Source organism: Streptomyces sp. NPDC059247 (assembly GCF_042754005.1).
Lineage (GTDB): Bacteria > Actinomycetota > Actinomycetes > Streptomycetales > Streptomycetaceae > Streptomyces.
On sequence record NZ_JBHYZW010000022.1, the window covers coordinates 54,025 to 73,550 of the forward strand.

Annotated in this window: 18 protein-coding genes; 12 read left to right on the forward strand and 6 right to left on the reverse strand. The window is 73.8% G+C overall.

The window, feature by feature from the left end:
• The first annotated feature begins 131 nt into the window (after positions 1–131).
• The 3 genes from ACFXGN_RS27995 (at position 132) to ACFXGN_RS28005 (ending at position 3,281) form a co-directional block, all read left to right on the forward strand.
• Positions 132–1,082 (forward strand): ROK family protein, encoded by a 951-nt coding sequence (locus tag ACFXGN_RS27995; RefSeq protein ID WP_351794333.1) that lies wholly within the window; start codon positions 132–134, stop codon positions 1,080–1,082.
• Positions 1,082–2,236, forward strand: a complete 1,155-nt coding sequence (nagA, locus tag ACFXGN_RS28000) for an N-acetylglucosamine-6-phosphate deacetylase (RefSeq protein ID WP_384864468.1) — start codon at positions 1,082–1,084, stop codon at positions 2,234–2,236. Before ACFXGN_RS27995 ends, nagA begins: the two co-directional genes overlap by 1 nt.
• 124 nt (positions 2,237–2,360) lie before the next feature.
• Positions 2,361–3,281, forward strand: coding sequence for a 1-phosphofructokinase family hexose kinase (locus ACFXGN_RS28005; RefSeq protein ID WP_384864470.1), 921 nt, complete (start codon positions 2,361–2,363; stop codon positions 3,279–3,281).
• A gap of 180 nt (positions 3,282–3,461) precedes the next feature.
• On the opposite strand, the gene ACFXGN_RS28010 is transcribed toward ACFXGN_RS28005, so the two are convergent.
• Both ACFXGN_RS28010 and cdgB read right to left on the reverse strand, forming a co-directional pair.
• Entirely contained in the window at positions 3,462–4,421 is a 960-nt protein-coding gene (locus ACFXGN_RS28010) for a CBM35 domain-containing protein (protein ID WP_384864472.1), read from the reverse strand.
• A gap of 95 nt (positions 4,422–4,516) precedes the next feature.
• Positions 4,517–6,307, reverse strand: a complete 1,791-nt coding sequence (gene cdgB, locus ACFXGN_RS28015) for a diguanylate cyclase CdgB (protein ID WP_384864474.1) — start codon at positions 6,305–6,307, stop codon at positions 4,517–4,519.
• A gap of 328 nt (positions 6,308–6,635) precedes the next feature.
• Here cdgB and ACFXGN_RS28020 point away from each other — a divergent pair, with 328 nt between their 5' ends.
• On the forward strand, positions 6,636–7,199 hold the full coding sequence (locus tag ACFXGN_RS28020) for a flavin reductase family protein (protein WP_384864476.1): 564 nt from the start codon (positions 6,636–6,638) through the stop codon (positions 7,197–7,199).
• 59 nt (positions 7,200–7,258) lie between these two features.
• Here the strand turns inward: ACFXGN_RS28020 and arfB are convergent, their stop codons facing one another.
• The gene (gene arfB / locus ACFXGN_RS28025) at positions 7,259–7,696 is read right to left on the reverse strand and encodes an alternative ribosome rescue aminoacyl-tRNA hydrolase ArfB (RefSeq protein ID WP_366445508.1); all 438 of its coding nucleotides are present in this window, start codon (positions 7,694–7,696) and stop codon (positions 7,259–7,261) included.
• Between the two features lie 222 nt (positions 7,697–7,918).
• On the opposite strand from arfB, the gene ACFXGN_RS28030 reads away from it, so the two are divergent.
• The gene (locus ACFXGN_RS28030; protein ID WP_351794313.1) at positions 7,919–8,494 is read left to right on the forward strand and encodes a TerD family protein; all 576 of its coding nucleotides are present in this window, start codon (positions 7,919–7,921) and stop codon (positions 8,492–8,494) included.
• Between the two features lie 97 nt (positions 8,495–8,591).
• Entirely contained in the window at positions 8,592–9,146 is a 555-nt protein-coding gene (locus ACFXGN_RS28035) for a GNAT family N-acetyltransferase (protein ID WP_384864479.1), read from the forward strand.
• Here the strand turns inward: ACFXGN_RS28035 and ACFXGN_RS28040 are convergent.
• Positions 9,116–10,570: a M1 family metallopeptidase gene (locus ACFXGN_RS28040; RefSeq protein ID WP_384864481.1), complete on the reverse strand. Its 1,455-nt coding sequence runs from the start codon at positions 10,568–10,570 to the stop codon at positions 9,116–9,118. The two genes, ACFXGN_RS28035 and ACFXGN_RS28040, sit on opposite strands and share 31 nt — an antisense overlap.
• Before the next feature lie 156 nt (positions 10,571–10,726).
• The gene (locus tag ACFXGN_RS28045) at positions 10,727–11,266 is read right to left on the reverse strand and encodes a heme-binding protein (protein ID WP_384864483.1); all 540 of its coding nucleotides are present in this window, start codon (positions 11,264–11,266) and stop codon (positions 10,727–10,729) included.
• An 849-nt stretch (positions 11,267–12,115) separates the two neighbouring features.
• On the opposite strand from ACFXGN_RS28045, the gene ACFXGN_RS28050 reads away from it, so the two are divergent.
• From ACFXGN_RS28050 to ACFXGN_RS28065, 4 genes are all read left to right on the forward strand, one after another.
• The gene (locus ACFXGN_RS28050; RefSeq protein ID WP_384864541.1) at positions 12,116–13,228 is read left to right on the forward strand and encodes a sensor histidine kinase; all 1,113 of its coding nucleotides are present in this window, start codon (positions 12,116–12,118) and stop codon (positions 13,226–13,228) included.
• A complete protein-coding gene (locus tag ACFXGN_RS28055; RefSeq protein ID WP_384864485.1) occupies positions 13,228–13,848 on the forward strand; it encodes a response regulator in 621 nt (206 codons plus the stop codon). The genes ACFXGN_RS28050 and ACFXGN_RS28055 overlap by 1 nt, the downstream gene beginning before the upstream one ends.
• Positions 13,849–14,149: 301 nt before the next feature.
• Positions 14,150–15,355, forward strand: a complete 1,206-nt coding sequence (locus ACFXGN_RS28060; RefSeq protein ID WP_384864543.1) for an FAD-dependent monooxygenase — start codon at positions 14,150–14,152, stop codon at positions 15,353–15,355.
• A 213-nt stretch (positions 15,356–15,568) separates the two neighbouring features.
• The gene (locus ACFXGN_RS28065) at positions 15,569–16,069 is read left to right on the forward strand and encodes a hypothetical protein (protein ID WP_384864486.1); all 501 of its coding nucleotides are present in this window, start codon (positions 15,569–15,571) and stop codon (positions 16,067–16,069) included.
• A 191-nt stretch (positions 16,070–16,260) separates the two neighbouring features.
• Here ACFXGN_RS28065 and ACFXGN_RS28070 read toward each other — a convergent pair whose 3' ends face one another.
• Positions 16,261–16,929, reverse strand: coding sequence for a pentapeptide repeat-containing protein (locus ACFXGN_RS28070; protein WP_384864488.1), 669 nt, complete (start codon positions 16,927–16,929; stop codon positions 16,261–16,263).
• Between the two features lie 119 nt (positions 16,930–17,048).
• Between ACFXGN_RS28070 and ACFXGN_RS28075 the strand changes: the two genes are divergently transcribed.
• Positions 17,049–18,212 carry an FAD-dependent oxidoreductase gene (locus ACFXGN_RS28075; protein WP_384864489.1) on the forward strand — a complete coding sequence of 388 codons (1,164 nt, stop codon included), beginning with the start codon at positions 17,049–17,051 and terminating at the stop codon, positions 18,210–18,212.
• Between the two features lie 296 nt (positions 18,213–18,508).
• Positions 18,509–19,507 carry a zinc-binding dehydrogenase gene (locus ACFXGN_RS28080; RefSeq protein WP_384864490.1) on the forward strand — a complete coding sequence of 333 codons (999 nt, stop codon included), beginning with the start codon at positions 18,509–18,511 and terminating at the stop codon, positions 19,505–19,507.
• Positions 19,508–19,526 lie beyond the last annotated feature (19 nt).

The window sequence follows — 19,526 nt, forward strand, 5'->3', positions numbered from 1 at the left end:
CCACCCGGGTATCACTTCCGCAACACAGTCAGGACCATGGACCCATGGCCGGTCCCGAATTTGTATCCGTACGCAACAATCCTCCGCAGTGGACTAGACCTTTTGGGTCTTCGCGCGCCAAACTGTCCTCCGTGAGACATGTCATCGCCCTGGATGTGGGCGGCACCGGTATGAAAGCCGCCCTCGTCGGGGCGGACGGCACCCTGCTCCACGAAGCCCGCCGCGCCACCGGCCGCCGCCGTGGCCCCGAGGCCGTCGTGGAGACGATCCTCGGCTTCGCCGAGGAGCTCCGGACCCTCGGTACCGAGCGGTACGGACAGCCCGCCGCAGCCGCCGGAGTCGCCGTCCCCGGAATCGTCGACGCGGAGAACGGCGTCGCCGTCTACGCCGCCAACCTCGGCTGGCGCGACGTTCCCATGCGCGAACTCCTCAGCCGCAGGCTCGACGGCATCCCCGTCGCCCTCGGCCACGACGTGCGCACCGGTGGTCTCGCGGAAGGCCGGATCGGCGCGGGCAACGGCGCCGACCGCTTCCTCTTCGTCCCCCTCGGCACCGGCATCGCCGGAGCCATCGGCATCGGCGACCGCATCGAGGCGGGCGCCCACGGCTACGCGGGCGAGATCGGCCACATCGTCGTCCGCCCCGGCGGCACCGACTGCGGCTGCGGCCAGCGGGGCTGTCTGGAGCGGTACGCCTCCGCCTCCGCCGTCTCCCAGGCGTGGGCCAAGGCCAGCGGCGACCCCGAGGCCGACGCGGCCGACTGCGCCAAGGCCGTCGAGTCCGGCGACGCCAAGGCCCTCAAGGTCTGGCAGGACGCCGTCGACGCCCTCGCCGACGGTCTGGTCACCGCGCTCACCCTGCTGGACCCCCGCACGCTCATCATCGGTGGCGGACTCGCCGAGGCCGGGGAAACCTTGTTCACACCACTTCGGGCCGCGGTGGAGGAGCGAGTCACGTTCCAGAAGCTGCCCGCGATCGTCCCGGCGGCCCTCGGGGACACCGCCGGATGCCTGGGCGCGGGCCTCCTCGCCTGGGACCTTCTCGCCGCACAGCGCCCCACCGACTCGGAGGTTTCCGCCTGATGGCCGATCACAAGGTTCTCGCCGGCGCACACGTCGTGCTGCCCACCGGGATCGTCGAGAACGGACGCGTGATCGTCGACGGCGACCGCATCGCGGGCAGCTCCCCCGAGGGCGCCCCGACCGTCGACCTGACCGGCCACTGGCTCGTCCCCGGCTTCGTGGACATGCACAACCACGGCGGCGGCGGCGCCTCCTTCACCTCCGGCACCGTCGACGAGGTGCTCAAGGGCATCCACACCCACCGGCTGCACGGCACCACCACCGTCGTCGCCTCCTTCGTCACCGGCGAGATGGACTTCCTCACCCAGCGGGCCGGACTGCTCTCCGAGCTGGCCGAGCAGGGCGAGCTGGCCGGTCTGCACTTCGAGGGCCCGTTCATCTCCCCGTGCCGCAAGGGCGCCCACGACGAGACGCTGCTGCGCGACCCGGACCCGGCCGAGGTCCGCAAGCTGATCGACGCCGCCCGGGGCCAGGCCAAGATGGTCACCCTCGCCACCGAGCTGCCCGGCGGTCTGGACTCCGTACGGCTGCTCGCCGAGCACGGGGTGATCGCCGCGATCGGCCACACCGACGCCAGCTACGAGCAGACCGTCGCCGCGATCGACGCGGGCGCCACCGTCGCCACCCACCTGTACAACGCGATGCCCGCGCTCGGCCACCGCGCGCCCGGCCCGATCGCCGCCCTCCTGGAGGACGAGCGGATCACCGTCGAGCTCATCAACGACGGCACGCATCTGCACCCGGCCGCCCTGGAGCTGGCCTTCCACCACGCGGGCCCCGGGCGGGTCGCCCTCATCACCGACGCCATGGACGCCGCCGGGTTCGGCGACGGCCGCTACATGCTCGGCCCGCTGGAGGTCGAGGTCAAGGACAGCGTCGCCCGGCTGGTCGAGGGCGGCTCCATCGCCGGTTCCACCCTCACCCTGGACCGCGCGTTCAAGCGGGCCACCACCATCGACGGGCTCCCCGTCGAGGCGGTCGTCCGGGCCATCTCCGCCAACCCGGCGCGACTGCTCGGCGTGTACGACCGGGTCGGCTCCCTGGAGCCCGGCAAGGACGCCGACATCGTCGTCCTCGACGCGGAGTTCGAGCTCAAGGGCGTCATGCGCAAGGGCGAGTGGATCGTCGACCCGACGGCGGCCACGGCCGTCTGATCAGGAGTCATGCCGAAGGGCGGTGGGCCGGGGGTCTGGGCCTACCGCCTTTCGTTTGACATGATCGGTGCCCGTCGGAGCGCGCGTTCCACAGGACTTCACACGGAGTACGGGGGTCGGTCAGGTGATTCTCACGGTCACCCTCAACACGGCGCTGGACCTGACGTACCGGGTCCCCGTTCTCACCCCGCACGCCTCCCACCGCGTCACCCAGGTCATCGAACGCCCCGGCGGCAAGGGCCTCAACGTGGCCCGGGTGCTCGCCGCCCTCGGCCACGAGACGGTCGCCACCGGTTTCGCGGGCGGCCCCACCGGCGCCGACCTGCGGGCCCGGCTCGCCGCGACCCCGGTCCTGGACGAACTCGTCGAGACCGGCGGCCCCACCCGGCGCACCGTCGCCGTCGTCGACGCGGCCTCCGGGGACACCACCCAGCTCAACGAACCCGGGCCGACCGTCACCCCCGCCGAATGGACCGCCTTCCGGGTCCGCTTCACCGCGCTCCTCGACGGGGCGGCGGCGGTCGCCCTCTGCGGCAGCCTCCCGCCGGGCATCCATGTGGGGGCGTACGCGGAACTCGTCCGGCTGGCCCGCGCCGCCGGGGTGCCCGTCCTCCTGGACACCAGCGGCGAGCCGCTGCGACGGGGCATCGCGGCCCGCCCCGACCTGGTCAAACCGAACGCGGAGGAGCTGGCGCAGCTCACCGGCTCCCGCGATCCGCTGCGCGCGACCGACGAGGCCCGGGGCCGGGGCGCCCGCGCGGTCGTCGCCTCGCTCGGCCCCCGGGGCCTGCTCGCGGCGACCCCGGAAGGCCGGTGGCGGGCGAGCCCGCCCGCCACGGTGAAGGGCAATCCCACCGGCGCGGGCGACTCGGCGGTGGCGGGCCTCCTGTCGGCCCTGGCCGAAGGCGCCCCCTGGCCGGAACGCCTGAGAAGGGCGGTGGCCCTGTCGGCGGCGACGGTCCTCTCCCCGGTGGCGGGCGAGTTCGACGCCCCGGCCTACACGGAACTGCTGGCACGGGTGACGGTCACGAACGAGCCGGTCTGACGGCCGCCGGAGACCTGACCCGGGGGCCGGTCACGGACCCGGGGCAGGTCACAGGTCCGGAGACCGGTCACGTACGCGAGTGCACGTCACGGACCCGAAGACCAGTCACGGCCCCGGGGAAAGTCACAGGTCCGGAGACCGGTCACGTACGCGCGCGGGTGCAGGTCACGGACCCGGGGGTCAGCCCGGGACCCGGGTGACTTCCAGCCAGTCGAGCAGCACGTTGCACTGGTTGCCGGTCTCGCAGGAGATCTTGATCTCGTTCTCGCCCTTCTGGAGGGTGACCGGCGCCCAGGTGGTCTGCCAGTTCTTCTCCAGGTTCGGGTCCGAGGACCTGATGAAGTTCTTCAGCCCTATGGGCTGCGAGTTCGGCTTCCCGTTGACGGTCAGGGTCGCGAAGGCGTCGACGGCGGGGATGGCGTAGCGGACGGTCAGCCGGTAGTCGCCGTCCACCGGCATCTTCGCCTTCCAGGTCACCGAGGAGCCGACCTGCTCGAAGCCCGCGACGTACGTCCCGTCCGAGCCCTCGGCGCCCTTGACGTCCTTGGCGAGGGCGGCGGACCCGCCCAGCTTCAGGGTCGCCGCGTCCTGCTTCGGGAGTTCGGTCGGGGCGCTCTCCGTGCTGGGTTCGCCGCTGGGCTCCTGCGAGACCGTCGTCGGGGCCGTCGGGGCCGTACCGTCCGCCTGGCCGTTCTTGTCGTCCCCGCCGGAGTTGCTGATCACGGCGGCGGCGATGCCGATGACGACGACCGCGACGACCGCGACCGCGCCGATCAGCAGGCCCCGGGTGTTGGGGCCCCGGCCGGAGCCGCCGCCGCGCTGCTGCGGCAGCGGGGTCCCCCGGGTCTGCGGCCCGCCGTACATCTCGGGCGCGGCGTACTGCGCCTGCGGCTGGCCGTACGGGCCCTGCTGCTGCGGCGGCACATAGGGCTGCTGCGGCTGTCCGTACTGGCGCTCGCCTACGGTCCTGACCTGGTTGTACGAGGTGCGGGGGACACCCGGCTGCGCGGGGGCGGGGCCGGGGTAGCCGTAGCCGCCGCCCTGCGGGGGCTGGGCACCCGCCGCCTGACCGTCCGCGTACAGGTAGCCGAACGGATCGTCGTTCTCGGGCGTGTTCGCGCCGTCGTTACCGGCAGCCATCCGGGTTCCTCTCCATGCTCGCCAGCCGTCGCCGACCGGGCGAGCCTACCCCGAACGGCTCAGCCCCCGAAGTTCACCCGGCCGCGTCCCGCGCCTCATCCGGCCCGGCGGTGGGCCTTCGCCCGCGAGCGCTTCTCCACGTACATCCGCTGGTCGGCGGAGTTCAGAACTTCTTCGGCGGTCATCCCGCACTCCGCCCAGCCGATGCCGAAACTGGCCCCGACACGCACGGCCCGCCCGTCCACCCGGATCGGCGGAATGATCGCGTTGCGCAGGCGCACCGCCAGATCGGCGGCGTCGGCCGCGCCGAGCCCGTCCGCGAGGACGACGAACTCGTCACCGCCGAGCCGGGCGACGGTGTCCCCGTCGCGGACGCCGGTGGTGAGGCGGCGGGCCACCTCGATGAGGACGGCGTCCCCGGTGTGGTGCCCGAAGCGGTCGTTGATCGACTTGAAGCCGTCGAGGTCGCAGAAGAGGACCGCGAGCCCTTTGCTGCCGTCGTCGACCTCGCCGCCGCCGGAGGGGGCGACGACATGGACGTGATGGTCGTACGGGCCCGCCCCCGCGGGCTCGAAACCGAAGCCGTGCTCGTGTTCGTGCTCGTACGGCGAGTCGTACGCCGGGTGCGGGGAGGGCTCGGAACCGGCCGGGTCGGTGCCGCCGGAGTCGTAGCCCTCGTACCCGGCGGGCCCGTGTCCCGGGGACTCCGCCCCGTAGCCGAACCCGCCGCCGTATCCGGCGCCCTGTTCGGCCCCCGCGTACGCCGCCGGGCGCTCGCAGATCCGGGCGGAGAGCCGGGAGCGCAGCTCGGCGCTGTTGGGCAGGCCGGTGAGGGCGTCGTGCGAGGCGCGGTGGGCGAGCTGGAGCTCGTGCCGCTTGCGCTCCTCGATGTCCTCGACGTGGGTGAGGAGGAAACGGGGGCCGTCGGCGGTGTCGGCGACCACCGAGTTGCGCAGGGACACCCAGACGTAGGTGCCGTCGCGCCGGCCGAGCCGCAGTTCGGCCCTGCCGCCCTCGGCGGAGGTCCGCAGCAGGGTCCCGATGTCCCCGGGGTGGACCAGGTCGGCGAAGGAGTAGCGCCGCATCACGGAGGCGGGGCGGCCGAGGAGCCTGCACAGGGCGTCGTTCGTACGGAGCAGCCGCCCGTGCTGGTCGCCGCCCATCTCGGCGATGGCCATGCCGGAGGGGGCGTACTCGAAGGCCTGCCGGAAGGACTCCTCGCTGGCGCGCAGGGCCTGCTGCTCGCGCTCCAGGCGGACCAGGGCGCGCTGCATGTTGGAGCGGAGGCGTGCGTTGCTGATGGCGATGGCCGACTGGGAGGCGTACATCTGGAGCGCTTCCTGGCCCCAGGGCCCGGGGTGGCGGCCGTTGCGCGGGCGGTCGACGGATATGACCCCGAGGAGTTCCCTGCCGGAGCCGGAGGGGACCCCTCCGGTGCGCGCGGAGCCGAGCGTGGGCGCGTACATGGGGGCGTAGAGGCGGTCGTGGGGGTGCCACTCGTCCTCGAAGCGGGGCGCGGGCCCGTCGGTGTGCCACTGGGGGACGTCGTCGTCCATGAGCACCCAGCCCTCGGTGTGCGGTATGAACCGCAGCTCGCCCCAGGAGCAGCCCATGGAGAGGCGCCGCTCCCAGGAGGCGCGGGAGCCGACCCGGCCGGTGATCAGCGCTTCGGCGGCGGAGCTCCCGGCGAAGGCGGCGACGACGAGGTCACCGTCGGGGCGTACGAGGTTGACGCAGGCCAGCTCGTAGTTGAGACCGGCGACCACGCCGTCGGCAACGGTCTGCAGGGTGTCCGCAAGGCTGCGCGCGGTGTTGAGGTCCGCCACGACCCGGTGCAGCTGCCGCAGGGTCGAGAGACGGACGTACGGCTCCGACTCGGTCTCCATCGCTCGCTCTCCCCGAGACCTCGACAGCAAACTCCAGGCTTCTCATCGGCTTCGTGTCACACGTTCACCATTCAATGTGCACTGTCATCGCCACTGAATCACAGCGAGCTTCACACCCGGTACACAGGGTCAGCAATTACTAGCCTCTGTGACTCAAGTCACAAAGGGTCGTGGCGAGGCGCGCCGGACCGGCGAGACGGCGGGGCCCTGGGCGGGGACGGGGGGCCCGGTGCGCCCCGGTGGCCGGTGGGTCCTAGGACCGGCGGGGGTGTCCGACTGGTCCCCCCGCCCGATGCGCCCGCCGGAGCGCCGGGGCTAGCGTGCGGGTGTGCTGCAGAAGACTCCCGCCCCGCCCCCCGTGTCCGATCTGGCCGTCCCTCATGCTGGAGGGGTGAGCGACGACGAGTTCCGGGCGGCGATGTCCCGCCTCGCGGCGGGCGTGGTCCTGGTGACCGCGCACGATCCCGACGACGGGCCGCGCGGCGAGGACGTCGGCATGACGGCCACCGCCTTCGTGTCGGTCTCCCTCGACCCGCCGCTGGTCCTGGTCAGCCTCCGCAACGGCTCCCGCATGGACGACCTGCTCGCCGAGGTGCCGGTGTGGGCGGTGTCGCTCCTCGCGGAGGACCAGCGGCAGATCGCGGGGCGCTTCGCGATGAAGAACCGCGTCAGCGACCGGCTCCTCTTCGCGGACCTGCCGTACGTCCGGGGCGAGGAGAGCGGCGCCCCGCTGATGGGCGGCGCGCTCGCGGTCCTGGAGTGCCGTACGGAGAACCGGGTGGTGGCCGGTGACCACACGCTCGTGGTGGGCCGGGTCCTGACGGCGGCCACCCGCACGACGGAGGGCGGCCCGCTGACGTACTTCCAGGGGAAGTACCGACAGCTGTCCTGAGGGACGCGGGCCGACGGGGCCCGTAGGGGATGCGGCGGAGCCCTTACGGGACGACCGGCTCAGCTCCAGTCGCGGGAGTTGCGGGTCCGTTTGGTCTCCGAGCGCTGCTTCTTCTCCCGCAGCCGCCGCTCGTTGATGCCGCGCGGGATCTTCGTCGCCCTGCGGGGCTTCGGCGGCGGGGCGGTCGCCTCGGCGAGGAGGGCGGCCAGCCGGACCGCCGCCGTCTCGCGGTTGCGCCACTGGGAGCGGTGCTCCGAGGCCCGTACGGACACGACGCCGCCGACCAGACGGCCCGCGAGGCGCTCCAGCGCCCGCGCCTTCCACACCTCGGGCAGCGCCTCGGTGGCGGCCAGGTCGAACCGCAGCTCGACCTGTGAGTCGCTGGTGTTCACATGCTGTCCGCCCGGACCCGACGAACGCGAGAAACGCCACTGGAGCTCGGCCTCGGGCAGCGAGACGGAGCCACGGATGGGATAGGGACCGGACATGCCCCCCATGTTCCCCGTGCGAGGCCGTCGGAGTCACCCGGATTTCCGCCCGACTTCCTCCTCGTCCCCCTCCCCGTCCCCTCCCCGTCCCCTCCCTGTCCCCGTTCTCCCCCTTCCCCTTCTCCCTCCGTGCCCTTCACCCGTATGCCCACGGCGGAACGCACCCGGGAACCGTCGACGGCGGCCACGCGTTCCTCCAGACGAAGACACACACGATGAAAGGGACTTTCCATGGCTGTGAGCCTGTCCAAGGGCGGCAACGTCTCTCTGACCAAGGAGGCCCCCGGCCTCGCCGCCGTCACCGTGGGCCTCGGCTGGGACGTCCGCACGACCACCGGCACCGACTTCGACCTCGACGCCTCCGCGATCGGCGTGGACGCCGCGGGCAAGGTCGCCTCCGACGCCCACTTCGTCTTCTTCAACAACAAGTCGACGCCGGACCAGACCATCGTCCACACCGGTGACAACCGCACCGGCGAGGGCGGCGGCGACGACGAGCAGATCAACGTGAACCTGGCGGGCCTCCCGGCCACCGTCGAGAAGATCGTCTTCCCGGTCTCCATCTACGACGCGGTCAACCGCTCGCAGAACTTCGGCCAGGTGCGCAACGCGTACATCCGCATCGTCAACCAGGCGGGCGGCGCCGAGCTGGCCCGCTACGACCTCTCCGAGGACGCCGCGACCGAGACCGCCATGGTCTTCGGCGAGCTGTACCGCAACGGCGCCGAGTGGAAGTTCCGCGCCGTCGGCCAGGGCTACGCCTCGGGCCTGGAGGGCATCGCCCGCGACTTCGGCGTCAACATCTGACATCGCTCCGGCACCGGCACGCCCCCCCTGGGGCGCACCGGTGAGGGACACCGGTAGAGCCCCGGCGGGAATCCCGCCGGGGCTCTACCCTTTCCGCGTGATCGTCGAAGCCCTCGTGCCCAAGGCCCTGGAGGACGGCGCGGCCCTCCCCGGCCCGCTGCTCACCGAACTCACCGCGCTGTACGCGTCCGACGAGGAGTTCCAGCAGCTCACCGGGGACTTCCCTGACCCGTCCGACATCCGCCCCGAACAGGTCGCCGCCGCGCTCGCCGAGGAGTTCGCCCAGCCCTCGGCGGAGGTGCTGCTGGCCCGTTCCGAGGGTCGGCTCGTCGCGGTCGCGGTGACCCTCGGCCACCATCCCGACCCGGCGGACCCCGATCCCTGGCTGGGCCTCCTCATGGTCCACGGGGACGTACGGCACGCCGGTCACGGGCGGCGCCTCGCCGCGTACGTCGAGGACCGCTTCCGCGCCCGGGGACGGACCGGACTGCGGCTCGCCGTCCTGGAGAACAATCCGAAGGCGCTGGCCTTCTGGACCTCACTCGGGTACGAGGAGACCGACCGCCGCCCGGATCTCGCACACGGACGGCCGTGTCTGGTCCTGCGGAAACCGCTGGCCGCTCAGGGGGCGGACGGACGGCCGTCGCCGTAGAGCCAGACGGCCCACAGCGCGCCGAGGTCCCGCCCGGCGACGTCCTCGGCGTACCCGGTGAAGTCGGCCGTGGTGGCGCTGGCGTGGCGGTACTTCGCGAGCCAGCCGCGCAGGATCTCGTCGAAGGTCCGGTCCCCGACGGTCTCGCGGAGCCTGTGCAGGACCATGGCGCCCCGCTGGTACACGGGCGCGTCGAAGAGGTTGTCGGCGGTGGGCGGCTCCGCCGGGGGGAAGGCCCAGTTGGCCTCCTGGGCGAAGGCCGTCTCGAAGCGCTTCCGCGCCGGGACGTGCTCGTACTTCTCCCCGTACAGCCATTCGGCGTAGGTCGCGAAGCCCTCGTTCAGCCACAGGTCGCGCCAGCTCGCGGGCGTCACCGAGTTCCCGAACCACTGGTGGGCCAGTTCGTGGACGAGGGTCGTCCGGTCGAAGGAGGCGAGGGGGAAGACCGGCCGGGTCTGGGTCTCCAGGGCGTAGCCGAGGGTGCCGTCGGCGACGACGGTCGCCCCGGCGACCGCGAAGGGGTACGGGCCGAAGAGCCGCTCCTGCCGGGCCACGATGCCGGGCACCTCGGCGCGCAGCGCGGCCGTGCGCGCGGCGAGGGACCGCTCGGCGGCGGTGAGGACGGAGGGCCCGGGACTTCCCGTAGGGGTCTCCTCGCCGGGCGGGGTGCCCACCGCTCCGGGCGGGCGCTCCGTCGTCGTCTCGTAGTGGCCGATCGTGACCGTCGCCAGATAGCTGGCCATCGGCTCAGGGGTGTGCCAGACGCTGGTGACGCGTCCGTCGGGCGCCGTCCTGCGGGCGGTCCTGGCCCCGTTCGCCAGCGCTTCGAGACCGGCCGGGACGGTGATCGTGATGTCGTACGCGGCCTTGTCGGAGGGGTGGTGGTTGCCCGGGAACCAGGTCATGGACCCGGCGGGCTCACCGACCGCGACGGCCCCGTCGGCGGTCCGCAGCCAGCCCTCCCGGGCGCCGTCCGGGTCGGTGAGCGGCTCGGGCACGCCCGCGTAGGCGACGACCGCGCGGAACTCGGCGCCCTTCCGGATGTCCTCGCGCGGCCGGAGCGTCAGTTCGTTCCCCGCCCGGTTGGCGGCGGCGGGCACGCCGTCGACGGTGGTGGTGCCGACGGTGAGCCCGGCCAGGTCGAGGTTGAAGGCGCTCAGGTCCTGGGTGGCGCGGGCCGTGATGTCGGCGGTGCCGGAGAGCCGCCCGGACGCCGGGTCGTACGCGAGGGTCAGGGCGTAGTGCCGTACGTCGTAGCCGCCGTTGCCGAGCTTCGGGAAGTACGGGTCGCGCAGTCCGGCCGCGCCGGGGGTCCCCCGGACGCCACCGGCGGCCTCCGTACAGCCCCCGGCGAGCAGAGCGAGGGCGGTGAGGGCGGCGGCGAGACCGCCCGCGGCGGCTCCGGTCCGGTGGCGCTGAGTCACGTACCGATCCTAGACAGGACGGAGGGGTGGTTCCGTACGGAATGCGCCTGCCGGGCCCGTCCGTACGAGACGGGTCCTAGGGGTTCCGGAGAAGACGGCGACGGCGCCCGGCCGGGGGAGCCGGGCGCCGTCGCCTGCCGGGGTGGGCGGGGGTGGTCACCGGTTGAGGGTGGCGATGCCGGCCTGGGCGAACTTCTCGTCGAGGTCGCCGGAGGGGGCTCCGGCGACGCCGATGCCCGCGATGGGGGCGCCCTTGGCGGTGACGGGGGCGCCTCCGGCGAGGAAGAGGGTGCCGGGGATGTCCTTGAGGTTGGGGGTGCTGGCGAGGCGTCCGGCGAGGACGGAGGTGGGGGCGTTCCAGGAGACGGCGGTGAAGGCCTTCTTCACGGCGGACTCGTAGGACTGGGGGCCCGCGCCGTCGCCGCGGAGGGTGACGAGGGTGTTGCCGTTGCGGTCGACGACGGCGACGGAGACGCGCTGGTTCTCCTTCTCGGCGGCCTTCAGCGTCGCCTGCGCCGCCTTGGTCGCCGCCTCGACCGTCAGGTGCGTCGACTGCTGGAGGTTGCCGTTGCCCGCGTCGGCACGGACGGCGGCGGCGGGCGCGGCGGCCGGGGCGGAGGCGTTCGCGGAGACCACGCCGAAGGTACCGGCGGCGAGGACGGCGGCGGCGGTGGCACCGAAGAGGATCTTCTTCATGGGGAGCTCCGTGAGGGTGGGATACGGGAGGAGGAGGTCGTCCGGGCGTCGGTGCGGTGGGTCGCTCCTTCGCTCTGCACTCCATCCTGTGGCCGGTCCCGGGGCCCCTCGGTCCACGGTCCGGCTGCCCTCCTCGCGCACACTGGAGGACGGCCGGGTCAGCCGATCGGCTGATGCCGTCCTGGTCCTTCCGGGCCAGGATGGAGTGATATCCCCAGGTCAGACGGGCAGGAAGGCGGGAACGTGGCTCAGCCGAAGACACCGGACGGCGAGCGGCACGCGACGGCCGGACCACCGGACGCGGGGACGGAGCGGGGCTCCGAGACCGGGCGCGGTCCCGACGCGGGGCGCGGATACGGGGAGGGGGGCCACCCCGGTACCGGGCACGGCCCCGGGGCGGAACCGGAACCCCGGACCGACGCCGACGCCGCCGCCGATCCCGTACGGGGACCCCGGACGACCGGATCGCAGGACCCTGACATCGACCCCGTACAGGGACTCCGAACTCCCGGACCGCAGGACCTCGACGCCGACCCCGCACGAGGACTCCGAACGGCCAGACCTCAGGACCCTGACGCCGACCCCGTACGGGGACCCCGGACGACCAAACCGCAGGACCCCGACGCCGACCCTGGCTCCACCCCCGTACGGGGACGGCCCCGGACGACCGGACCGCACGGCCCCGACGTCGACCCCGTACAGGACCCCCGGACGGCCGGACCGGACGACCCCGACGCCGACCCCGACGCCGACCCTGACTCCACTCCCGTACGGGGACGGCCCCGGACGGCCGGACCGGACGACCCCGGCGCCGAGCACGACCCCGACGCGCCCTGGCTCGCGCGCGTCATGCACATCGCGTTCTTCCTGCTCCTCGGCGCCTCCCTCGCCCGGTTCCTGCTGCGCCACCCCTGGGAGGACCGCAGCCCCTGGATCGTCGCCCTCTCCGGCGCCCTCGCCTCCCTGTACCTCCTCGGGCCCGTCGTCGGGACCCGCGCCGCGCCCCGCCGGATCGCCTGGCTGTGCACGGTCGTCGCCGTCTGGATGCTGCTCGTCGTCCTCGCGCCCAGCTTCGCCTGGTGCGCGGTGCCGCTCTTCTACACCGGGCTGCGCACCCTCCCCGCGCGCGCCGCGCTCGGCCTGGTGCTGCTGCTCACCGCGTTCGTGGTCTTCGCGCAGGTGCAGCTCGCGCACGGCGGCTGGGACCCGAACCTGATCGTCGCGCCGCCCGCCGTCGCCGCCATCGCGACCGGCGTGTTCGTGTACTCCGACCGGCAGGCGGCCCGGCAGCGGGCCCTCATCGACGACCTGATCCGCACTCGCCGCGAACTCGCCGCGATCGAGCGCCGCGAGGGCACCCTCGCCGAACGGCAGCGGCTGTCCATGGAGATCCACGACACCCTGGCGCAGGGCCTGTCCAGCCAGCAGATGCTGCTCCAGGCGGCCGACCGCACCTGGGACGGCGACCCGGCCACGGCCCGCCGTCATGTCCGTACGGCCCAGTCCATCGCCGAGCGCAACCTCGCCGAGGCCCGCCGTTTCGTCCACGACCTGGCACCCGCGGACCTCGCCGAGGGCGGCGGTCTGGAAGAGGCGCTGCGGGGGCTCGCGGCGCGCGAGTCGGCCGCGTTCCGGGTGGACGGGACGGCCGTCCCGCTCCCCGAACGGGTGCAGTCGGCGCTGCTGCGGATCGCCCAGGGCGCCCTCGCCAACATCCGCGAGCACGCCGCCGCCGACTCCGCCGCGCTCACCTTGACGTACCTCGACGACCAGGTCGTCCTGGACATCGCCGACGACGGCCGCGGCTTCGACCCGGCGGAGAGGCCGGGCGGGGTGCGCGGCCACGGACTGCCCGCGATGGGCGTGCGCGCGCGGCAGCTCGGCGGCACCCTGACCGTCGAGTCCACCCCGGGCGAGGGCACGGTGCTCTCGGCCTCGATCCCGCTCTCCCTGGAGTCCTGATGTCCGTACGCATCCTCCTCTGCGACGACCACGCCGTCGTCCGCGCCGGGCTGCTGGCGCTGCTCGGCAGCACCCCCGACATCGAGGTCGTCGGCGAGGCGGGCAGCGGCGAGGAGGCCGTGGCCATGGCGGCGAAGCTGAAGCCGGACGTCGTCCTGATGGACCTCCAGCTCGGGGCGGGCATCGACGGGGTGGAGGCGACCCGGCGGATCGCGCCGACGGGCGTCCACGTCCTCGTCCTCACCACGTACGACACGGACGCGGACATCACGCGGGCGATCGAGGCGGGTGCCACCGGCTATCTGCTGAAGGCCGAGCGGCCCGAGGAGCTGTTCGCCGCGATCCACGCGGCGGCGCAGGGCCGTACGGCCCTGTCCCCGCCGGTCGCGAGCCGGGTGATGGACCGGATGCGGGGCGCGGCGGGCCCGAGCCTCACGGACCGGGAGCGGGACATCCTGGGCCAGTTGGGGCGGGGCCTCGGCAACCGGGAGATCGCGCGGGCGCTGTTCATCAGCGAGGCGACGGTGAAGACGCACCTCGGCCGGATCTACGCGAAGCTCGGCGTCGACACGCGCGCGGGCGCGGTGTCGGTGGCGAAGGAGCGACGCCTGCTTCCCTGAGGGACGGGCCAGGGGCGTGCCCGAGGTCGGCCCCGGGCGCCTCGGGGACGTACCCGAGGTCGTACCCCGGCACCTCGGGGGCGTACCCCGCACCGCGTCCGGGACGGGCGCGGGCCTCCGCGAAGCCCTACCAGATCTCCACACATGAGAGCCGGGCACGGTCCGCGAGCGGCAGGCGCGGCCCGCGCGGTACGGGGCGTCTCCCGGGCCACCCCCACCCGCCACTGCTACTGTGCGTTGCCGTCCGACCGCGCGGTGTCACATCGCGCCGTTCGTTGCAGTCAGCACCGTGGGAGCGCACGTGAAGCTCGCGATCGTCGGCGGCGGTCCCGCCGGCCTCTACCTCTCGATCCTGCTGAAGCGGCAGGACCCGTCCCACGACATCACGGTCCACGAACGGAACCCGGAGGGTTCCACGTACGGCTGGGGCGTGACGTACTGGGCCGGGCTCCTCGACAAGCTGCGCGAGGGCGACCCCGAGTCCGCGGCGGCGATCGAGGCGGCCTCGGTGACCTGGACCGACGGCCTCGCGATCGTCCGCGACGAGCGGACCGTGCACCGCGGCGACGCGGGCTTCGGCATCGGACGGCGCCGGATGCTCGCGCTGCTCGCCGACCGGGCGGCGGGACTCGGCGTACGGGTCGCGTTCGAGCACGACGTCCCCGGGCCCGACGCCCCCGAACTCGCCGACGCGGACCTCGTCGTCGCCGCCGACGGCGTCAACAGCGTGCTCCGCGAGGCGCACGCCGACCACTTCGGCAGCACGGTCACCAGCGGGCGCAACCCGTACGTCTGGCTCGGCACCACCAAGGTCTTCGACTCCTTCAGCTTCGCCTTCAAGGAGACCCCGCACGGCTGGATCTGGTGCTACGCGTACGGGTTCAGCGGCGAACGCTCCACCTGTGTCGTCGAGTGCGCCCCGGAGACGTGGACCGGCCTCGGTCTGGACACCCTCGGCGAGACGGACAGCCTGCGGCTCCTGGAGAAGCTGTTCGACGACCTGCTCGACGGGCACGAGCTGATCGGCCGGGACCGGGCCGACGACACCGCCCAGTGGCTCACCTTCCGCACCCTCACCAACCGGGTCTGGCACCGCGACCGGCTCGTCCTCCTCGGCGACGCCGCCCACACCACCCACTACTCGATCGGCGCGGGCACCACCCTGGCCCTGGAGGACGCCCTCGTCCTCGCGGACTCCCTGCGGACCTCCGCCGACCTGGAGACCGCCCTCACCGCGTACGGCGAGCGGCGCCGCGCCGAACTCGTCTCCGCGCAGAGCGCCGCCCGGTACAGCGCCCAGTGGTACGAGAACCTCCCCCGCTACATGCGTCTGGAGCCCGCCAGGATGTTCGCGCTCCTCGGCCAGCGGCACTCCCCGCTGCTCCCGCACGTCCCGCCGCAGCTGTACTACCGGATCGACCGGGCCGCCGAACAGCTGGAGCCGCTGCGCCGCCTCAAGCGCTGGCTCGGCCCGAAGGTGGCCCGCGCGGTCCACGGCCGCCGCTGAACACCCGGCCCCCACCGGACGGACCGACCGGACCCGCCCGCGCCGTACGGCCCCGGCCGGACGCGCCGCACGGACCACCGGCCGGTCCCCCACCGCACGGCCCCCGTCCCGACGCGCCCCCGCAGGGCGGGCCCGTGAGGGGCCGGGCGGCCGGTCCTCGGGTACGGGATCCTCGGGTACGGGACCGGCCGCCTCCGTGACACCATCGGTCCCGTGCTCGACATCGGCTACTCCCTCTCGCGTCGCTTCCCCGACCCCCCGCAGACCGACTACCGCCACGCGGACGTCCACGCCCTGCGCCACGACCTGTTCTGCGGCGACGTGTACCTCGCCGACACCGAGACCGACCGCGAGGTGTCCACAGCCTGGGGATGGGTGCCGGTCCTCGACTTCGCGTGGGCCCTGTGCGACATCGTGGAGCGGCTCGACCAGGACCCGCGCGGCAGCCGCGCCGCACAACCCCAGTACGCGGAGCTGGACTTCACCGAGTCCTCGGACCGGATGCTCTTCGAGCGCCGCTTCGGCTGGGTGGACGTCGAGGCCGACTGGATGCCGGGCGACGAACCGCCGGTCACCTTCGGCCACACGGTGCTGCGCCGCGAGGCCCGCGACTTCCTGCACGACCTGATCGCCGACCTCACGGACATGCACGAGGGCCTCGCGGACAACCCGGCGATCTGGTCCCTCCAGGCCCGCTTCCCCCGCCTGCCCTGACCCCCGGCCGTACAGGCCCTCCCCGCTCCGGACGGAAGCGGGACCTGCTCCCGACCAGACGGGAACACCTCCGCGCCCCGGCCCGTGAAGCCACCCCCGGCCGACGCGGGCGCGGCCCCCTGAGGGCAGGCCCAGGCCCACGTGGGGAGGCCCCCGCCAGACCTGCCCGGAAAGACTCCCCGCCCCCTCAGTCAGTCCTCCACCCGCAGCCCCCACTGCGCCGCGAGCACCGGGGCCAGGTCCAGGAGCTGGGCCGTCGAGATGACCGCGCCCGCCAGCGAGTCCACCCCGCGTGCGATCTCCAGGCGCTGCGCCCCTCTCAGGTCCACGTCCTTCAGCCGCGCCCCGCCGAAGTCCACACCGGCGAGCACACAGTCCACGAACTCCACCCGTTCGAGCACCGCGCCCCCGAAGTCGGGCTCGCTCAGCACGCACCCCTCGAAGACGACGTCCTTCAGCTTCGCCGCCCGCAGGTTCAGATAGTCGCTCTTCCCGCCCCGCACCACGACCCGTTCGAGCACCGCCCCGTGCAGCTGCGCCCCGCCGAGCCGCGCGTCCACGATCTCCACGTCCCGGAACTGCGCCCCCGCCAGGACCGTGCCCACCCCCCGTACCCCCGTGAGCACGGAGTCGAGGAAACGGGCACCCGTCAGCCGCGCCTCGTCGAGACCGCAGTCGCGCAGCGCGCAGTCCAGGAACCGCGAGCCCTCCCCCGACTGGCCCGCCAGATCGAGCCCGTCCAGCTCCAGCCCGTCGTAGTCCCCGTCCGGTTCGAGCCCTCCCCGGTACTCCTCCAGCGGAGGCAGCCGCACCTCCGGCCGTCGCGCCCCCGCCACCTTCTTCTTCCGAGTCGTCGCCATGCCCCCATGGTGAGGTACGCCACTGACAACGCCCCGGTGTCACGAATCCGCCCCCTCCCGCCGTCGCCTCCACAGGACCCGCGGCACCCTCGCCGCCGGACCGACCCGAAGGGGACGACATGCGGAAGCTCACGATCATCGGTGGTGGCTTCGCCGGACTCACCGCCGCCCTCACCGCGGCCGAGGCGGGCCTCGCGGTGACCCTGCACGAGGCACACCGCACCCTCGGCGGCCGGGCCCGCACCGACGACGGCCCGTACCGCACCAACGACGGCCCGCACGCCCTCTACCGGCGCGGCCCCCACCACACCTGGCTCCGGCAGCGCGGTCTCCTCGGGCCGCTCGCCCCGCTGCCGCCCGCCGAGATCCTCCGGTTCCGCTTCCACCGCGCGGGCGCCCTGCGCCGCACCCCGCCGCCCGGACTGCTGCGCCACTCCCTCCGCACCGGCGCACAGGCCCCCGTCGAGCTCGACTTCCACACCTGGGCCACCGGACTCGCGGGCGAGCGGACGGCGCGCCAGGCCGCCGCCTACGCGGCGGTCGCGCTCTTCCACCACGACCCCGGCGCGCTCTCCGCCCGCTTCGTACAGGAACGGCTGCACCGCGCCACCACACTGCCGCCGGAAGCCCAGTACGTGCGCGGTGGCTGGGGACGGCTCATCGAGCGCATGGCCACGCGCGCGCGTGAGGCGGGCGTACGGATCGTGACCTCGTCGCGCGTCGACACCGTGCCGCGCGGCGAGGGGCCGGTGATCGTCGCCACCTCCCTGCCCGCCGCCGCCCGGCTCCTCGGCGACCCCTCGCTGACCTGGGACAGCGGTCGCACGGTCCTGTTCGACCTGGCGCTGCGGACCCGCCGGGGAGATCCGTTCGTGGTCTCGGACCTGGACGCGCCGGGCTGGATCGAACGGTTCACGGCCCAGGACCCGTCGCTGGCCCCGGCCGGACAGCAGCTGATCCAGGCGCAGTTTCCCATCGGGCCCGGCGGGACGAAGGCCGACGGGGTCGCCCGCGCGGAACGGCTCCTCGACCTCGGCTTCCCCGGCTGGCGGGACCGGACGGTGTGGCGGCGGGAGTCGGTGTGCCTCGGGCGTACGGGGGCGGTGGACGGCCCCGGGACGACCTGGCGCGACCGGCCGGCCGTCGACCGGGGCGACGGGGTGTACCTGGCGGGCGACCAGGTGGCGGCGCCGGGCGTGCTGTCGGAGGTGTCGTTCACGAGCGCGGTGGAGGCGGTGTCCCTGGCCCTCCGCACGGAACGTCTTGACCTCAAGTCCACTTGAGGTCGGAAGGTGGAAACCGCACGACGACACGTACACCGCGCAACCACTCGCACCGCTTCACCACGCACGTCACGCACGTCACGCACGTCAGACCATGCCTCACGCACCACAGATAGCGCATCACGCATCACGCATCACGCATCACGCATCACGCATCACCAACCGACCTACCGGCCCACCGGCCCACCGGCCCACCGAGCCACCGGTCCCGTACGGAAGACCGCCTCCGTACGGCGGAGGACCGCCGCGCGCGGAGACCCGGTGACACCGCCACCACGACCCGAACGGGGAACGCCATGCACGCCATCCGCCTCCACGCCTTCGGCCCGGCCGAGAACCTGAGCTACGAGGAGACGCCCGACCCCGTCCCCGGTCCCGGCCAGGTCCGGGTGGCGGTCGCGGCGGCCGGGGTGCACCTCCTCGACACCGCCCTCCGCCAGGGCATGACGGGCCCGTACCCGGCCCCCGTGGAACTGCCCACCGTCCCCGGACGCGAGGTCGCGGGCACGGTCGAGGCCCTCGGCGAGGGCACCGACCCGTCCTGGCTCGGCCGCCGGGTCGTCGCCCACCTCGGTATGGCGCCCGGCGGCTACGCCGAACTCGCCGTCACCGACGCGAGCCGACTGCACGCCCTGCCCGACCACCTCGGCGAGGCGGAGGCCGTGGCGATGATCGGCACCGGCCGCACCACCCTGGGCATCCTGGGGTTCACCACCCTCGGACCGGACTCGGTGGCGGTCGTCCCGGCGGCGGCGGGCGGCATCGGCACCCTGCTCGTGCAGTACGCGAAGAACGCCGGGGCCACCGTCGTGGGCCTGGCGGGCGGCCCCGCGAAGGTCGCCCTGGTCCAGGAGAACGGCGCCGACGTGGCCGTCGACTACACCCGGCCCGACTGGCCGGAGGAGGTCCGCGCCCGGTTGGCCGGACGGTCCGCGACGGTCGTCTTCGACTCGGTCGGCGGCGACACCGGCCGGGCGGCGGTGGACCTCCTCGGGAAGGGCGGCGCACACCTCGTCTTCGGCTGGGCGGGCAAGGGCCCGCACGACGGCGGGCCGCTCACCTTCACCCCCGGGGAACTGGCCGCGCGGGGCATCACCTCGGAGTCCGTCCTCGGCCCCGTCATGATCGAGAAGGCGGGCGGCGACCTCCGCGTCCTGGAACTCGCCGCCCTCGCCGCCGCGGCCGACGGGACGCTCCGCCCGGCGGTCCAGCGCTTCCCCCTCGCGGACGCGGCGGGCGCCCATCGTGCCCTGGAGACCCGGGGCACGACGGGCAAGGTGGTCCTGATTCCTTAGGGGACGCGTGGTCGGGGAC